The following is a 15049-nucleotide window of genomic DNA, read 5'->3' as shown; positions in this document are numbered from 1 at the left end:
GTATCGTCTATACCGGCGACGGAGACGTCGCTTCCGCTTACTCAAGCCGATAACAGTACCTTGTGTCAATTATTGACGCAAGAATAGCATGCCATTTGTCCGACAAATAAGCGTTGTTTTAACCTATACTACTTGACAAATATGAATACTTTCAATATTTTTAATAAAATTATTGAAAAATACCATTTGTAGTATCAGATGATAGCTCTGTATGAGAGGCTAAAGGAAGTTTTATGGGTGTTAGAAATACTGTAAGTATGAGTTTTAGTGCTAATCCGCAGTTATTTAATCAAGTTGATTCTTTGTGTAAAAGCAGAGGTTGTACAAGAAGTTGGTTTTTGAATAAGGCAGTTGAGCGATTTATTCGCGAGTGTCTTGAAGATCAAGAAGATTATGAAACTGCTGCTGCTGCTTGGGCAGAGTTTGAAAGGACAGGTGGTAAAACTTATTCCAGTGAAGAACTTCGTAAGGAGTTTGGATTGTGAAAGTTGATTATTCAGAAGGTGCCAGAAAGCAATTAAAAAAATTAGATACTTCAGTAAGAAAACGAATTCTTGATTATATGGACGAGGTAGCTTTACTTGATAATCCTAGAGTTCGTGGAAAAATGCTTGTTGGTAGTCTTTTGGGTTTTTGGCGTTATCGAATTGGAGCTTACAGAGTTCTTTGTAAAATCATTGATACAACGATGGTTATTTTTGTTGTAGATATCGGACATAGAAAAGAGGTTTACGATGGATAGTATATTTGGAAGAATACTACGATGCAACAAATAAACGCAAATATCAAGAAAGCGCTCTATGATAAACTGCTGGAGCGGGAAAAAGAAAGCGGTGTTTCACAATCAAAGATTATCGAAGCGGCCTTGATGCAGTATCTTACCCAAGCGCCTATTACCCAAGCCGCTGACGATAAAGGTGAACTTTATGCATCGCAATTTGTAAAAAATACCGGACAGAGCATTCGCTCCTTTGCACTTAAGAATGGACTTGAATATATCACTTTTTTTAAAAGTATTACCGGTGTAACAAAGCCGACTTACGAAATGATGTTTCGTTTACGGAATGTTATTCCTCCTTCATGGTGGGTAACAACAACGGCGGAAGCAAAACCGGAACCGAAGCGCTTTACAGGACCGGATGATTATCGCATAGTGCGGGAACATTCAGCAGGGTATAAACACTTAGAGCCGCTTACTTACTCATGGTGTGCTGAAAACGGCGTAGATTATAATCGGCTGTATAACTTAAAGAGTAGAAAGGCTTTTGGATTTCCTTCATATTCTATGATACGCGCCTTACGGCACTGGATTGACCCAGACCTCTGGTTCATCTATGAAAAACGGAAAAAATGATAAGTACGGAATGCTTTACAGAAATACATTTATGTGATACTTTTTTAACATGAATGATGATATAGAATGGCATTTACCAAAAGAAGAAGCGAATATCAAAAAACATAAAGGATTGTCATTTGATGAAGCAAAACAGGTCTTTGATGATCCTTTTTACTTAGAAAAATATGATGTAGTTCATTCAATGCTTGAAGAAGAGCGGTATCAAGTTCTTGGCAGAATAAAGAATCAATTGGTTGTTTTTGTTGTTTATACGCCGAAAGGCAGCAAAAAACGGATAATATCGGTGCGACCTGCGTTGAAGCGCGAAAGGGAGATGTACTATGAAAAAATTGCAAGTATCACAGATAATAAATGAGTGTGAAAAAAATGCCATCCCTGATGAGCAGATAGATACATCGGAAATACCGGAACTGAGTAATCTGGATGGGTTTTATTTTGGAAATGAAAAGTATTTTAAGCCGGTAAAAGAACAGGTTTCAATCCGGTTCAATAAGATTTTACTTGATCATTTTCGTTCAAAAGGAAGCCGGTGGCAATCGGATTTGAATGAATTTTTGATGGGTGCTTACATCAATGGACAGATTTAGTCGAGGATATGATGTTAAGACCGGTGCGGCACACTTTGCAGAGCATAGTTTGATAGAGGTTTATCCCAAATGGCGGCACTTTTTATAAATATGGTGTACGATAGCAGTATAGAAAAAACAAGTGTAGAAAAAGCTGTAATGATTTTTTAATCAATGATGCTTTTTTGTGTACTGGTAACTACTGTTTAAGGGGTAAATCTCCCCGAAAACCTTCCCTTTTTTACTATCATGTTTCGCGTAACCGCGAAACATCGCTTCTGACATAACCAGCGGCATCCATGCCGCTACTGCAATAAATCCTCGACGTATCAGAACGGACAGGGATGTCCGTGGTTATAAGCAGTAGCGAGATTTGTGTTGTGCACAAATCTCGTCGTTAAGCAGTTATACACGGATGTAGAACTGCTTAACAGTCTATTTTCAAAAGCGTTGGATATGGGAGCATCTGCGTCAACGTATCAGCGCGGGGGTATCCACAAAAGTTTCTGATGGGGTTGCCTTGATGTCATCTTCTTTAAAAAGCCAAATCAGTGCATCATCGATTGCTTTTGTGAGGACGAGCACATGAATATTTTGCTTTTCTTTCTGCGCATATTTTTTCCAGTGTTGCAATGAATGTTTTTTTAATTTTCGTTTTTCTTCTTCGATTTGTGTACATACCTCATCTTTGCTCACATCAATATAATGATATAATCCGCATGCCATAAAATAAATACTGAGCAATCGAACAAGCGGGTCTTGCTCTGTTTCCAGCACGTATGAAAATTTCTCCGCTGCTTCGCGATAGCGTTTTAGCATCTGTGCCGAGAATGCATCATAAAACGATACCCACGGGGAATTTTTATAAGGTTGTCCGGCAATACGAGCCATAAAGCCAGCAAGCCCTTGATAATCGTTTGAAAGCAGCTTGGCTGCTGCAAAACGGGAACCAAAGGTTCTAATATATTCAGGTTTATACTTTTCGAGTACACGTTCAAGCCGTTTTAATATTTCAAAATCTCCCAATAAAATACTGATTTCACACAGCAGCCGTACTTTTTTAGCGGTAAGATGATGTTTTTCAAAAATTTCTGTTTCCAAATAGAGTGAAAGCGCAGGCCAATCTTCAGCTTCAAGAGTCGTTATGAGTTTCCAGTTGCTGATAAAGAACATATTCATTCCCAGCAAGAGAATCATGAAAAAAAGAACGAATATCCAATAGTTTTTAAAAAAACTGCCGATAAATTCAGTACCGGCAGTAAAGAATGAAAAAGAAAGCACTGTAAAGAAGATGGTTAATAGAACAGTGTTAAAGATAATAATAAGCACTTTTAATTTCATTCAAAATCTCCTATAATCGATATAGTGGTATGAATTTTTCGATCATACTGTCAGTGTACTACAGGAGCGTATTTAAGTGAATACATTAAAACTTTTAGAGCTGAAACCGCCCGTATATTTTACGGAGGACGTGTACATTGATAAAAAGTTTTTGTTATTTACACAAGAAAGCCGTTTTACGGATGAATTAAAGAGGCTCCTTTCCGAATGGCAATTTACGCTTTTATATACAAAGGGAAGTGTAACGGAAACGGATCCGCAAAAAAAAGAAAAAGGATAAGACCGGAGAAAAAGCCGATGATACGGATAAGGATGTCAAAACATCGCCGGAACAAAAACTTTCGGGAGAATTGGTAGAAAAAAACTATCGAAAGTTTTACGCTTTTACTACCGAAGTATACGAAAATTATCGTAACAAACAATCTCTTGATACCGAAAAAGTAATTGCCAAAATGAAGGAACTGTGTACCTTTGTACAAGAAAACCGGCAGGCAGTACTTATTTTACAATCTATTATGCCATATAACGTGGACAATTTTCTCGTTACCCATTCGCTTCGGTCGGCAGTTTATGCCATCGTAGTCGGTATGGAACTTAAAATGCAAAATCATCAGCTGGTTGAATTGGCAACTGCTGCATTAATGCATGAGATAGGTCTTATTCATATTGCCGAAGATATTTATTCCAGAGCCGGCGAACTGTCTGATGAAGAAAGAAAGTATCTCCATGTGCATCCGGTACTTTCCTGTAAAATATTAAAGAAAGCAAAATTCCCGCTGCCGGTTTGTCTTGGCACGCTTGATCATCACGAACGAGAGAACGGTACGGGGTATCCTCAAAAACTGACCGGTGAAAAAATTTCTCTTTATGGAAAGATTATTGCGGTTGTCTGTTCTTATGAAGCGATGACCGGCGAGCGTAAATATAAGAAAGCCGATGATCCTGCGACAGGCTTATTAAATGTTTTGCGGCGGGAACCTTCGCAATATGATGAAGAGGTGCTGAAAGCACTCTTGAATGCACTGTCGTTTTTTCCAATCGGCAGTTTCGTATATCTTTCAAATAATACCGTTGCGCAGGTAATCGACAATAATTCAGAGGATCCCCGTTTTCCCATTGTACGTGTTATCGATAGATCTGCAAAAACAACTTTTTCGGAAGCTATTCGTACTGCCATGGACGGTATTCGTATTATGCGTCCTGCACGTAAAGAGGAATGGATCGCCGCCCTCAGCAAAGGCAAGAAAAAGGCGTAACTTCGGCAGCCATCATCAAGGATTATACATCCGTGTTGTAAATTGATAAAACATCACGGATTATATATGCGCTACACACTACCGTAACCGCACGATAGTCTTGCCGGTGCCGCCGTGTTCGGGGCGGGCAAAGAAAAATTCTGCGATGTATGGAGCGGCGGCAAGTTTTTCGTGTACCATTGTTTGCAGTACGCCGTTTCCTTTCCCGTGTACAATCGAAAATTCCTGCATATTATGCATCAAAGCAAGATCGAGTTGATTTTGCAGGTGCTTTTCCGCTTCGTCAAGCCTCATTCCTAGTAGGCGCAGTTCAAGTTCAGGGCGGCTTTCCTTATGCAGCTCCGCTTCTACCACAACCTGCGGCGTGCGTAAGGGTGCGGTGCCGGACAAGTTGAGCGGTTCGAGTTTATCGGCAGGGAATGTCATTTTAACGGTATCGACCGCCACCAGCCAGTTCTTTTTTTCTTTCCGGATAATGACGCCGCGCCGATGCAGCTGAGGAATAAGTACCTCCATACCTTCGGTCAGTATTTCGCTTACCGGAGCGCCGGTTGCAGGCATACCGTTTGCCGGTTTCCCGTGTCCTTGCTCCTGCTCACGATTTCGAAGCGCCTGCTGTAGAGCGGAAAGTTCCTCCTGTTCAGTGCGGATATCCGTTTGCTCTTCTGCAAGCATTTTTCCGAAATCGGCAAAAAACTGTTTAAGCTTACTCGTCTTTTCGTGTGTCAGCTCCCCTTCCTGAATTTCCCGCACGAGGTTTTCTATTTCGTTGCGCTTCTGCTCGAATAAATCGTTCAAGCGTTTATACCCCTGCGAGCGGAGAACTTGCTCCTTTTGGCGGAGCTTGAGCGCATTTAAATCGAAGCGGCGCTGCTTTTCCCGCAATGCTTTTTCTGTCTCGTCTTTTTCCCGTTCAAAGACCGCAAGTTGCTCATGCTTTTCCATCAGCCCCTTGATGAGGGCGGCGGCATCGGCGGAACTGTCCGCCATATACGCACGCGCGGCGCGGATAACGTCGGGGCTTAATCCGTTTTTTTCCGCAATATCGACGGCGCGGCTTTCACCGGGGATGCCCATCAGTATCCGGTATGAAGGGCGCAGCGTTGCTTCATCAAAGGATACGGAGGCATTTATGCAGCCGCTTTTCCGGTACGCATAGTTTTTCAGCACACCGTGATGGCTTGTTACAAAGACGCACGAGCGGCGGACAAATAGCTCATCCAAAATCGCCATAGCAAGTGCGCCGCCCTCTTGAGGATCGGTACCGCTGCCAAGTTCATCGAGGAGGATAAGGCTTTCCTCATCCGCCGCTTCCAAGAGCTCCCCAACAGTGCGCATATAGGCGGAAAAGGTGGAAAGCGAGCGGTCGAGCGATTGCTCATCTCCGATAGCGCAGCCGACATAGCGGAACACCGGCAGCCGCGTTTCTTCTCCGGCGAGTACCGGCCAGCCGGTTTGATTTAATAGAACAAAGAGGGCGGCGGTTTTTAAACTGACTGTTTTACCGCCGGTGTTTGGTCCGGTGATAATCAGTATCCGCTCTTCCGGTGTCAGTTTAAGGTCGATGGGAACCGCCGCCGTACCGAGAAGCGGGTGCCGCGCCGCCTGTAAATAAAAGTATTGAGTGTTCCCCGTGTCGGGTACAAAGACACCGTTTTCCGTATATGCCCAGCGGGCGGCGGCGGCGGCGCAATCCAGTTCCAGCACGAGCCTGTATGCCTGCTCAAGTGCCTCCGCTTCATCCGCGAGCTTTGAGCTGATGCTCACCAATAGGCGGTGCAGTTCCTGTTCATACTCCGCCTGCGCCCGCATCAATTCGTTATTGCGCAGCACAATACTTTCAGGTTCAAGGTAAAAGCTTTGCCCCGACTGGGAGTATTCGTGGATAATGCCCTTAATCCGCCCCTTAAAGTTGGAACGCACGGCGATAACCTGCCTGCCGTTCCGCAGCACGGGCGCAGGCGTTTGCAGCATTCCCTTGGTAGACTCGTCGGTACAGTAGCTGCGCATTGTTTTTTCAATATCAGCTTCGATACGCTGCATCTTTTTTCGGATGGCCGTCAGCGAGGGGATGTCCCGCAGCGCTCCGTTTTTATCTATAAACGAAAACACCGCCTGCTCGGTTTGCGGAAGCGGCGGTATCGATTCGATGAGTGTACATGCGGCGCTGTCCGTCCGTTTTTGCTTTATAGCCCAAGTCTTCAATTCATCGACTTGCAGCGCCAAAAGCCCCGCCGCGTAGAGTTCCTCTATAGTAAGGCAGACGCCTGCGGTATGGAGCTGTTTTAATACGGAATTGAGCGGCGGGAGATTTTTAATCGGGAGCGGTTCATCAGCTTGTAAAAACGAGAGAATATCCCGCCCCAGCTCCTTTGCTGCGGCAATCTCCCCCGCATCCTGCAAGGGGCGTTTTTGTAGGCAGCGTTCTCGCGCCTCTTCCGACTTGCAATATCCTGCGATAATCTCCGCGATGCGGAAAAACTCTAAAACTTCTAATGTATGCGGTGTCATTACGCTCATAAATCTATCAGTTTTTACTATTTATCGATAGAGGCTTCCGATATGCCGATTTACAAATAATATCCCGACAACCCTCATATTTTTTCTTTTTTCTTCTTAAGTGTTTTGCGATAACTCCGATATATGTAATAAGCACAGTGAAAAGGTTGTGCGCCCTTCATTGTGTTACGTTCTTCTGTGTCGGATAGCAGAGGATCTGGAAAATAATTATTGACATATCGGCAGGGATGCCGTGACGGACGCCGCAAGGTAAAACTCGTCAAAAATCGCCGAAGGAGTAGCAATATGATCATTAATCACAACATGAGCGCTATGTTTGCACAGAGAACTCTTGGCCAGACCAACGTGTACACTCAAAAAAACATAGAAAAACTTTCATCCGGTTTACGCATCAATCGTGCAGGGGATGATGCTTCCGGCTTAGCAGTTTCCGAAAAAAATGCGAAGCCAAATCCGTGGCTTAAATAGAGCAAGTGCCAACGCTCAAGACGGCATTTCCTTTATTCAAGTTGCCGAAGCCTTCTTGCAGGAAACAACTGATGTTATGCAGCGCATCCGTGAATTAAGTGTTCAGTCTTCGAACGGTATTTACAGCGCCGAAGACCGCTTGTACATCCAGGTTGAAGTATCTCAGCTTGTTGCTGAAGTTGACCGGATCGCAAGTCACGCACAGTTCAACGGTATGAATATGCTTACCGGTCGTTTCGCTCGTGAAACAGGGGAAAACACCGTTACCGCCTCTATGTGGTTCCATATCGGTGCTAACATGGATCAGCGCGTACGTGCGTATGTCGGTACAATGACCGCAAAAGCGCTCGGTGTTCGCGACATTGGTGACGAATCGATTCTTACAATCGATACGCCTGAAACAGCAAACCGTGCAATCGGTACCCTTGATGAAGCCATCAAGAAGATCAACAAACAGCGGGCTGATCTTGGTGCATACCAGAACAGACTTGAGATGAGTGTTGTCGGTATCAACGTTGCAGCGGAAAATCTCCAAGCCTCGGAATCACGCATACGTGATGTCGACATGGCTAAGGAGATGGTAGAATTCACCAGAAACCAGATCCTGACGCAGTCCGGTACGGCAATGCTTGCACAAGCTAACCAGCAGACACAAAGCGTAATGTCGCTGTTGCGCTAAGCATTAGAGAGTGACGGAAAAGGTTGCCTCCTACTAGGAAGCAACCTTTTTTTTTATTATAATCGCTTCCGTTATACATTATGCGACAACTTACCGAACTGGATATTTATATATTAAAGCAAGAATTCCCTCAGCTCAGCCTTACCGAAGACCCTGACATTGAACGCTATTTTGAATTTCGTTCTTTGAATAGACAAGCAGAAGCATTGCGGCTCTATAATACAAAATTGATACATCGATATCCCGATAATAAAATGCGGGTACAGTTGATGACCTATTACCGAAAGCACGATTATCGATTCCATATTTTGCTTACCGATTCACTTGTTCAGCTTGCGGATCGGACTGTTGTTCAAGTCAAAAAAGTTATTATTTTCTTTGCAAACACTATTGCTCCGTTAAAACGTGCAGAGGTCTATACGATTATTAAAGTATGCGAAAAAGTCATTAATGCTATTTCGCCGAATCGATTTGCTGCTATTAGTTTTACCGAAAGATATACACGGTATGCCGAAAAGCTTAAATACCATGCTGCCGATATGCGGCAAGCTGCCGATATCATCCGCATGTATATTACCGATACGATTTCTTCTGTGCGGGAATATCGTGAAGAGCAGGATCGAAAAAACGCTCAAGAGAAAACACGAAGAGCGCTTCAAAAGGCGAAAGCTTTCGTTGTCGATTTTTCAAAAATTGTCTTCACAAAAGAACAGATTGCAGCAATCACCATACCTTCATCCATAATCCGTATCGAAGATAAAGTACTCGCCTATACTATGAAGTATTGGAATCGTTATGCCGACGGCGCCTTTGAAAATATACTGCTTTTGTACAGCAGGAAATACGGCACTAATCATTATGCGATTTTTCATTCGGTAAAAGTAGGCAGGGTGCGTAATTGGAAAGATGAAGAGCTGCTCCATGCGGTGCTCGCGAATGTAGCGCAAGGATACTATTACAGCATCACCGGAGATTTATATTTACAGCGAGCTTGGAAGCAGTTAAAGTTTAATCTGGAACCTACGCAGGCTAAAGGGTTGCCCGTACCGGCTGTAAAAAAAACAAAAGCGGTAAAACAAACAAACCAACAGACTGAAAAAGCAACGGCTCAAAAAATGACGGCAAAAAAAATCGGCAAAACGGAGAAGGAATCTGCTGCCACACGTAAGAAAAAAGAGACGGAAAGAAATGTTCCGGTCAATGCCGTCTCTGTGTCAGTATCTTCAATACCGGAATCAGAAGTATCTACTCCGAAACAAACGATCGGTGAAAAAACATCGATTTCCGTTCAAATATATCCCATCAATGAGCCTAAAGAGCTGCCGATATCTATCGCCGAAACAGTGAAAAAGGTAACGGGCAAAAGCTACGGCATCTACCGTGATCTCTTCTTTAAAGAAGTCCGTTCGGCAATCCGCACAATTCTCCAACATGCGGCGGTACAAAAATTATCGTTCTTCGGCAGCGAACAAAACAACGCCGAGAATATCATTTATCGATTTTTAGAAACCAATTACGACAATCCCTATCAGCAATGGCAGGGCAGCAGAGAACAAGCCGATGTGTTTGCTCAAGGGTTCCGCATCGACAGCCTCGAACCGATCATCCGCCTTTGGGCAAAAGAAAACCTCTGATGCGCAGGACAATCGCATTAGACGCTTTTGCAATATATCCGCAAACTTGTTACGGCTTAGAGCCATCACCATTCGTGGCGGTTTTGCAGAATCAATATTTTTTTAGAAATAGTCTTTCCGTTAGCCTCTTAAAAATAGGTGAGGCAGATACGAGGCCTGAACAAAAATTACCCGCAGGCGTGCTTCTGCACGTTGAGGATTAATTTTTGTGAAATAACGAAGTAGCTGCCCACATATTTTTAAAAGGAAAGGTTGAACAGCCCATATATTAAACCTGTTCGGAAACTTCCGTTTCTGAACAGGTTTTATCCGAAATGCTTGACATTTTTTTCTATTTTCGGTATAAAGTTGTCCATAGTTATTTATCACTTTCCCCTGTAGCTCAGTAGGCAGAGCAAGTGGCTGTTAACCACTGGGTCCGTGGTTCGAACCCGCGCGGGGGAGTTTTTCAAAGCTCAAACAGTGTGGCTGTTTGAGCTTTTTTTATTTTAGAAACAGAACAAACGCATCAGATGAATAGAAGCAATATCGCAGTCTCTGTATTCTGCGGGAAATGCACCAAGAAGTCTGATGCGTTTCCCGATTTTCCTCAAGGTTTTCCTGTAAATTCCGACACTGTAGCAGAAGGGGTATTAGATGGACAAAATATCGGCTGCAGAGAAAATCGAACAAATCTTGCATCAGCAAATTACCGTGATGAAAGAAGTATATGCATATCAAAAAGAGCTTTCCGACTCCGTGCGGAACCGTTCATGGGAAGGCATTGAACGCTGCGTACTGAAAAGTACGGAGGCTTCCAATGAGTTTTTACGGCTCGATAAGCAGTGTTTTTTGCTTCTCAATCAGCTTGATCCGTATAACGAAGAGGTACGTGATTTTTACGGCTACATTGCATTGCTGCCTACGGAAAATCAAAAAAAGCTCAGTTATTTATATCGCAGTCTGCAGCAGCAAGTGCAGCTCTCAAAAACTGCAAACGATACGCTTGACGCTTATGTGACGCACGTACAGACGCTGGTACAAGATATGATGGATGCCGCAGAAATCGGTACAAGAACGTCATTTTATACCCGCACCGGTGCGCCGAGCCAATCGAATTACAGCAGTTTGGTTATCGATACGGTATTTTAACGGATAGTATTCAAGGAGGAAGGTGATAAAAATGTCTACATTTGCTTCGATTGAATTAGGAAAACGCAGTTTGTTTGCACACCAGCAGTCCATTCAAACTGCCGGTCATAACATATCGAACTCATCCACGGAAGGATATACCCGTCAGCGTGTTCAGCTCGATTCTTACGAGCCGCTGTACCGTCCCGATCTTTCACGGGCGGAAACTCCCGGACAAATCGGACAGGGTGTTGCCGTCAGCTCCATTACCCGCCTGCGCGACGAGTTGTTGGATCAGCGGATTGTCGCACAAACCGATCAGCAGGGGTACTGGGAAACACGCGATTCCTACATCTATATGCTTGAACAGCTGTATAACGAACCGGAGGATACTTCGGTGCGAACGCGGCTCGATCAATTTTGGGATTCGTGGCAAGAGTTGTCGGTCTATCCCGAATCAGCGGCGGCGCGCAGTGCGGTTGCTACCCGCGCAAAAACGCTGACCGATGCCGTGCACCACCAATATCGGGGCTTGCAGGGCATCCGCGATATGATCAACGGAGACATTGAAGCGCGGGTTAAACAGGTAAACTCCTTTACTCGGCAAATTGCGGCGCTCAATGAAGAAATCGTAAAAGTCAAAGCGATGGGCGACAATCCTAATGACCTGATGGATAAGCGCGACGTCTTAACCGAAAAACTTGCCGACCTTATCTCCATCTCCGTAGAAAAGCGCGATGCCGACGAATCCTATATCATTTATTCGGACGGTATGGAATTGGTACAGGGGCGGACGTTCCGTACCTTCGGTCTTAAAAGCGGTGCCGGAAACGAAGGATATGCCGATGTCGTATGGGAAGATTCCGGTAATCTTGCACACTTCGGCGGCGGTAGACTGGCTGCCCTTATCGAACTGCGCGACGGAGATGTCCGCGACGAAATCAATAAACTCGATACGATGGCGATGAACTTTGTCGACCTTGTTAACGACATTCACCGCAATGCAATGGGCTTAAACGGAAAAACCGGTATCGATTTTTTCAAAGAACAATATTTTATTAACAATACGGTCGGTAATTTTGACCGGAACGGCGACGGTGAATACGATTCTTCATATATCTTCCGTTTGACCGGCGCATATAGTCTTGATCCGCGCGAACAAATCGGATTGGAAGGGACGATCACCCTTTCCGCAGGAACGGGAACGGTTCAAGTACCCTACGCTTCCACCGATATGGTCGCCGACCTTGTAGACCGCATCAACCGTTCCGGCGCAGAAGTCGTCGCGTATCTTGATCAAAATAACAAGCTCGTGCTCAAGGGGACGGCGGCGCAGGACACCGAAAATCCCGACTTTGTTATCAGACACGTCGAAGATTCGGGGCGCTTTTTAGCGGGATACGCCGGTGTACTGACCGGAAGCGGTGCGGAAAACGCTTATGACTGGCAGCAGCCCGATGCGGTGAATGTACTGTCGCAGGAAGGCGCCCAGTATGCGGTTTCCCCCATTGCGCACCCCTCCGGCTGGATGGAAATCAATCCGGTTGTCGTAAGCGATTTACAAAATATCGCCGCCGGTTACCCCAGTCCTGAAGGTGTCCCCTACCCCGGAGACAACCGCGCCGCCGTCGCTATCGCAAAGATACGGAATACGCCGGTTATGGTCGGCAACACCCGCACCTTCGACGAATTCTTCGCCGAGGCTGTTACCGATATGGGCTTAAAGGGTGAACAGGCCGAGCTTGCGTTGAATACGCAAACCGCTATCGGTAAGGAACTCCGCGATATGCGTGACTCGATTTCCGGCGTTAACATCGACGAAGAATTGGCGGATATTATTAAATTTCAGCACGGCTACAATGCGACAGCTCGTTTTGTCGCTACCGTCAACGAGATGCTCGACACCGTGATTAACCGCCTTGGAGTCTAGGCAACGGTAAATGTATCAGGGGTAAACTAATCGAAGCCGCAGAATAAAAGCGGCAGGAAAACCATTTGAATCGTGAAGCGATTCAACTCTGGTTGGACGGCCGCTTTTATTCTGCGGGCTATATCACAAAGCCCCTGATACATTTACCGAAAGGAGTAGGTATGCAACGGATTAGTTCAAATATGCAGCATTCGGACAGCAGCTATTCGGTGCGGAGACAGGAAAGCAGGCTGCACAAGGTAAATAGTCAACTCAGTACTCAGCGGCGCATTCAGCAGCTCCGCGACGACCCTATCGCGGCCGGACATTCGGTACGCTATAAATCGTTTCTCGCGCGGCTGGATCGCTTTGAAAAAAATGCTAAGACGCTCAACGACCAATATAAAGTTGCCGAGGCGCCGATGCAGAGCGCACTCAGCATTATGCAGCGGCTCCGCGAACTTTCCGTCGCGGGAGCGACCGGCACTTATACAGCTTCCGATCTTAAAAAGATGGCGCCCGAAGTAGATGAGCTGTTATACGAGCTTGTCCAAACGGCGAACAGCTTTAGCGCAGACGGCACTCGTCTCTTTGCCGGCACGAAAAGTTTTACCGAACCTTTTGAGATTGTGATGGGCGACATCGACGGCGCCGGTTCCGCCGTTATCACCAATGTACGGTACAACGGTTCCATCGACACCAAACAGGTGGAAAGCGATGAGCTTTCGTTTATGGATGCGAATCAAGCGGGGAACCGTATCTTTTGGGCGGAACGACAAACACTCTTTTCCGCAACCGACGCACGGAACTTTGTTGTACAGCAAGACAGCGCCATCGAGGTTGACGGAGTAACTATCCCGCTCATCGCGGGCGATAACGTTTATGCGATTATGTCTAAGATCAACAGTTCAGGCGCAGCGGTTAAGGCTTCGCTCGACCCTGTTACCAACGGTATGAATATCGAAACGACCGATGCACGGCAGCTCTGGCTGCGCGATGCCGGCGAGGGAACCGTGCTGTCTTCGCTGGGGCTTGTTAAGCCGCAGCAGCGGCCGCCGTACAACCTTGCCGATTCGGTGCGCGTGTCGGGAGGTTCGCTTTTTGATGCGGTCATCGCGATGCGCAATGCGATGTATGCAGGAGACCATGAATCGCTCGGCGGTAAAGTGCTCGGCAGTGTGGACGGCGCTATCGACAACCTCGCCGCGCGGCTTGCGGAAAACGGTTCCCGCTATGAACGCGCGGAAGCGGCGCTCGCACGCTTGAATACACAGATACCCAACGTAACGGAGGCTGAATCCCGCGAAGCCGATTTGGATTTGACACAAGCTATTTCCGATCTTAAAATGTATCAGTATACTCATCAAGCATCGTTAAGCACGGTTGGCAATTTGTATAAAAATACACTACTTAATTATTTAAGATAACAGACCTGTTCGATAACTGCGTTTTCGAACAGGTTTAACGATGACGTAAGGAAAGGGAGTTTTAGTATGGAAATAAAAACGAAGGCGCTGGGTACGGTTATGATTGAAGAAGATCAAATCATCACCCTGTCCGAAGGTTTTTACGGATTTAAAAAATATCACCGCTTTGCATTGCTCGATGCAAAGCAAAAACCGTTTATATGGATTCAGTCGCTTGACGATGCAGAGCTTGCCTTTATCGCCATCGATCCCTTTATCTTCCGACCCGACTATGAACTGGATATCGATGACAGTTTGCTTGAGCCGCTCGGCATTGAATCGCCTTCCGATGTACTGGTATTTGCATTGGTTACCGTTCCGTCGGATGGGTCGGCAATTACGGCAAATCTGCAAGGCCCGCTCATCATCAATAAAAAGAATAAAAAGGCAATGCAGCTGGTCATCGGCGGAGAAAAATGGAAAACCAAGCATGATATTGTCGCTGAAATGAAACGCGGAGGTGAACCATGCTAATCCTTTCCCGAAAGACAAACCAAAAAATCCGCGTCGGCGATTCAATTGAAATTACCGTTATTGAAGTACGGGGCGATCAGGTAAAAATCGGCGTTGAAGCCCCCCGCTCCGTCAAAGTATTCCGCGAAGAAATTTACGACGAAATTCAGCGTGAAAATAAAGCGGCGCTCGCCACCGGCAATATCGATTCGCTTGCTCAGCTGGGGTTAAAGTAACCAAGAGAAATTCTGATTTGCTTTGATGATTTAACCATTGTCGACGATTATATA

General features: G+C 45.5%; 15 protein-coding genes, 1 tRNA gene and 1 pseudogene. 15 read left to right on the top strand and 2 right to left on the bottom strand.

Going from position 1 to position 15049, the window contains the following annotated elements; all coding sequences use genetic code 11:
• The first annotated feature begins 233 nt into the window (after positions 1-233).
• From GWP40_RS04305 to GWP40_RS04285, 5 genes are read left to right on the top strand one after another with little or no spacing between them, the layout of a single operon-like run.
• The gene (locus GWP40_RS04305; RefSeq protein ID WP_212566201.1) at positions 234-485 is read left to right on the top strand and encodes a hypothetical protein; all 252 of its coding nucleotides are present in this window, start codon (positions 234-236) and stop codon (positions 483-485) included.
• Positions 482-742, top strand: a complete 261-nt coding sequence (locus GWP40_RS04300; RefSeq protein ID WP_212566200.1) for a type II toxin-antitoxin system RelE family toxin — start codon at positions 482-484, stop codon at positions 740-742. Before GWP40_RS04305 ends, GWP40_RS04300 begins: the two co-directional genes overlap by 4 nt.
• 21 nt (positions 743-763) lie before the next feature.
• The gene (locus GWP40_RS04295) at positions 764-1354 is read left to right on the top strand and encodes a ribbon-helix-helix protein, CopG family (RefSeq protein WP_212566199.1); all 591 of its coding nucleotides are present in this window, start codon (positions 764-766) and stop codon (positions 1352-1354) included.
• 49 nt (positions 1355-1403) lie between these two features.
• Complete coding sequence (locus GWP40_RS04290) at positions 1404-1712, top strand: BrnT family toxin (protein WP_212566198.1); 309 nt, start codon at positions 1404-1406, stop codon at positions 1710-1712.
• The gene (locus tag GWP40_RS04285; RefSeq protein ID WP_212566197.1) at positions 1678-1944 is read left to right on the top strand and encodes a BrnA antitoxin family protein; all 267 of its coding nucleotides are present in this window, start codon (positions 1678-1680) and stop codon (positions 1942-1944) included. Before GWP40_RS04290 ends, GWP40_RS04285 begins: the two co-directional genes overlap by 35 nt.
• A 450-nt stretch (positions 1945-2394) precedes the next feature.
• Here the strand turns inward: GWP40_RS04285 and GWP40_RS04280 are convergent, their stop codons facing one another.
• On the bottom strand, positions 2395-3264 hold the full coding sequence (locus GWP40_RS04280) for a hypothetical protein (RefSeq protein WP_212566196.1): 870 nt from the start codon (positions 3262-3264) through the stop codon (positions 2395-2397).
• 76 nt (positions 3265-3340) lie between these two features.
• On the opposite strand from GWP40_RS04280, the gene GWP40_RS04275 reads away from it, so the two are divergent.
• Together GWP40_RS04275 and GWP40_RS04270 are read left to right on the top strand one after the other, a co-directional pair.
• The gene (locus tag GWP40_RS04275) at positions 3341-3544 is read left to right on the top strand and encodes a hypothetical protein (RefSeq protein ID WP_212566195.1); all 204 of its coding nucleotides are present in this window, start codon (positions 3341-3343) and stop codon (positions 3542-3544) included.
• Positions 3545-3614: 70 nt separating this feature from the next.
• A complete protein-coding gene (locus GWP40_RS04270; RefSeq protein ID WP_212566194.1) occupies positions 3615-4520 on the top strand; it encodes an HD-GYP domain-containing protein in 906 nt (301 codons plus the stop codon).
• A 78-nt stretch (positions 4521-4598) separates the two neighbouring features.
• On the opposite strand, the gene GWP40_RS04265 is transcribed toward GWP40_RS04270, so the two are convergent.
• A complete protein-coding gene (locus tag GWP40_RS04265) occupies positions 4599-7031 on the bottom strand; it encodes an endonuclease MutS2 (protein WP_212566537.1) in 2433 nt (810 codons plus the stop codon).
• A gap of 294 nt (positions 7032-7325) precedes the next feature.
• Here GWP40_RS04265 and GWP40_RS04260 point away from each other — a divergent pair.
• The 8 genes and pseudogenes from GWP40_RS04260 (at position 7326) to csrA (ending at position 14995) form a co-directional block, all read left to right on the top strand.
• Positions 7326-8187: pseudogene (locus tag GWP40_RS04260) on the top strand (flagellin N-terminal helical domain-containing protein).
• A gap of 80 nt (positions 8188-8267) precedes the next feature.
• Positions 8268-9821, top strand: a complete 1554-nt coding sequence (locus GWP40_RS04255; protein WP_212566193.1) for a hypothetical protein — start codon at positions 8268-8270, stop codon at positions 9819-9821.
• A gap of 371 nt (positions 9822-10192) precedes the next feature.
• A tRNA-Asn gene (locus GWP40_RS04250) sits at positions 10193-10265 on the top strand.
• A 192-nt stretch (positions 10266-10457) separates the two neighbouring features.
• Positions 10458-10952 (top strand): hypothetical protein, encoded by a 495-nt coding sequence (locus GWP40_RS04245; RefSeq protein WP_212566192.1) that lies wholly within the window; start codon positions 10458-10460, stop codon positions 10950-10952.
• A 31-nt stretch (positions 10953-10983) separates the two neighbouring features.
• The gene (gene flgK, locus GWP40_RS04240) at positions 10984-12861 is read left to right on the top strand and encodes a flagellar hook-associated protein FlgK (protein WP_212566191.1); all 1878 of its coding nucleotides are present in this window, start codon (positions 10984-10986) and stop codon (positions 12859-12861) included.
• Between the two features lie 161 nt (positions 12862-13022).
• A complete protein-coding gene (locus GWP40_RS04235; RefSeq protein ID WP_212566190.1) occupies positions 13023-14267 on the top strand; it encodes a flagellar hook-associated protein 3 in 1245 nt (414 codons plus the stop codon).
• Positions 14268-14333: 66 nt separating this feature from the next.
• Positions 14334-14780: a flagellar assembly protein FliW gene (fliW, locus tag GWP40_RS04230; RefSeq protein ID WP_212566189.1), complete on the top strand. Its 447-nt coding sequence runs from the start codon at positions 14334-14336 to the stop codon at positions 14778-14780.
• Positions 14774-14995 carry a carbon storage regulator CsrA gene (gene csrA, locus GWP40_RS04225; RefSeq protein WP_006188992.1) on the top strand — a complete coding sequence of 74 codons (222 nt, stop codon included), beginning with the start codon at positions 14774-14776 and terminating at the stop codon, positions 14993-14995. Before fliW ends, csrA begins: the two co-directional genes overlap by 7 nt.
• Positions 14996-15049 lie beyond the last annotated feature (54 nt).

Source organism: Treponema vincentii (assembly GCF_018336815.1).
GTDB lineage: Bacteria > Spirochaetota > Spirochaetia > Treponematales > Treponemataceae > Treponema.
Note: the sequence above shows the minus strand (reverse complement) of the source record. Positions and strands in the feature narration are given on the sequence as shown.

Coding starts and splice junctions, on each gene's coding strand:
- fliW (WP_212566189.1), top strand. CDS start 14,334: ATGGAAATAAAAACGAAGGCGCTGGGTACGGTTATGATTGAAGAAGAT.
- GWP40_RS04255 (WP_212566193.1), top strand. CDS start 8,268: ATGCGACAACTTACCGAACTGGATATTTATATATTAAAGCAAGAATTC.
- GWP40_RS04265 (WP_212566537.1), bottom strand. CDS start 7,031: ATGACACCGCATACATTAGAAGTTTTAGAGTTTTTCCGCATCGCGGAG.
- csrA (WP_006188992.1), top strand. CDS start 14,774: ATGCTAATCCTTTCCCGAAAGACAAACCAAAAAATCCGCGTCGGCGAT.
- GWP40_RS04235 (WP_212566190.1), top strand. CDS start 13,023: ATGCAACGGATTAGTTCAAATATGCAGCATTCGGACAGCAGCTATTCG.
- GWP40_RS04290 (WP_212566198.1), top strand. CDS start 1,404: ATGAATGATGATATAGAATGGCATTTACCAAAAGAAGAAGCGAATATC.
- GWP40_RS04305 (WP_212566201.1), top strand. CDS start 234: ATGGGTGTTAGAAATACTGTAAGTATGAGTTTTAGTGCTAATCCGCAG.
- GWP40_RS04280 (WP_212566196.1), bottom strand. CDS start 3,264: ATGAAATTAAAAGTGCTTATTATTATCTTTAACACTGTTCTATTAACC.
- flgK (WP_212566191.1), top strand. CDS start 10,984: ATGTCTACATTTGCTTCGATTGAATTAGGAAAACGCAGTTTGTTTGCA.
- GWP40_RS04245 (WP_212566192.1), top strand. CDS start 10,458: ATGGACAAAATATCGGCTGCAGAGAAAATCGAACAAATCTTGCATCAG.
- GWP40_RS04285 (WP_212566197.1), top strand. CDS start 1,678: ATGAAAAAATTGCAAGTATCACAGATAATAAATGAGTGTGAAAAAAAT.
- GWP40_RS04295 (WP_212566199.1), top strand. CDS start 764: ATGCAACAAATAAACGCAAATATCAAGAAAGCGCTCTATGATAAACTG.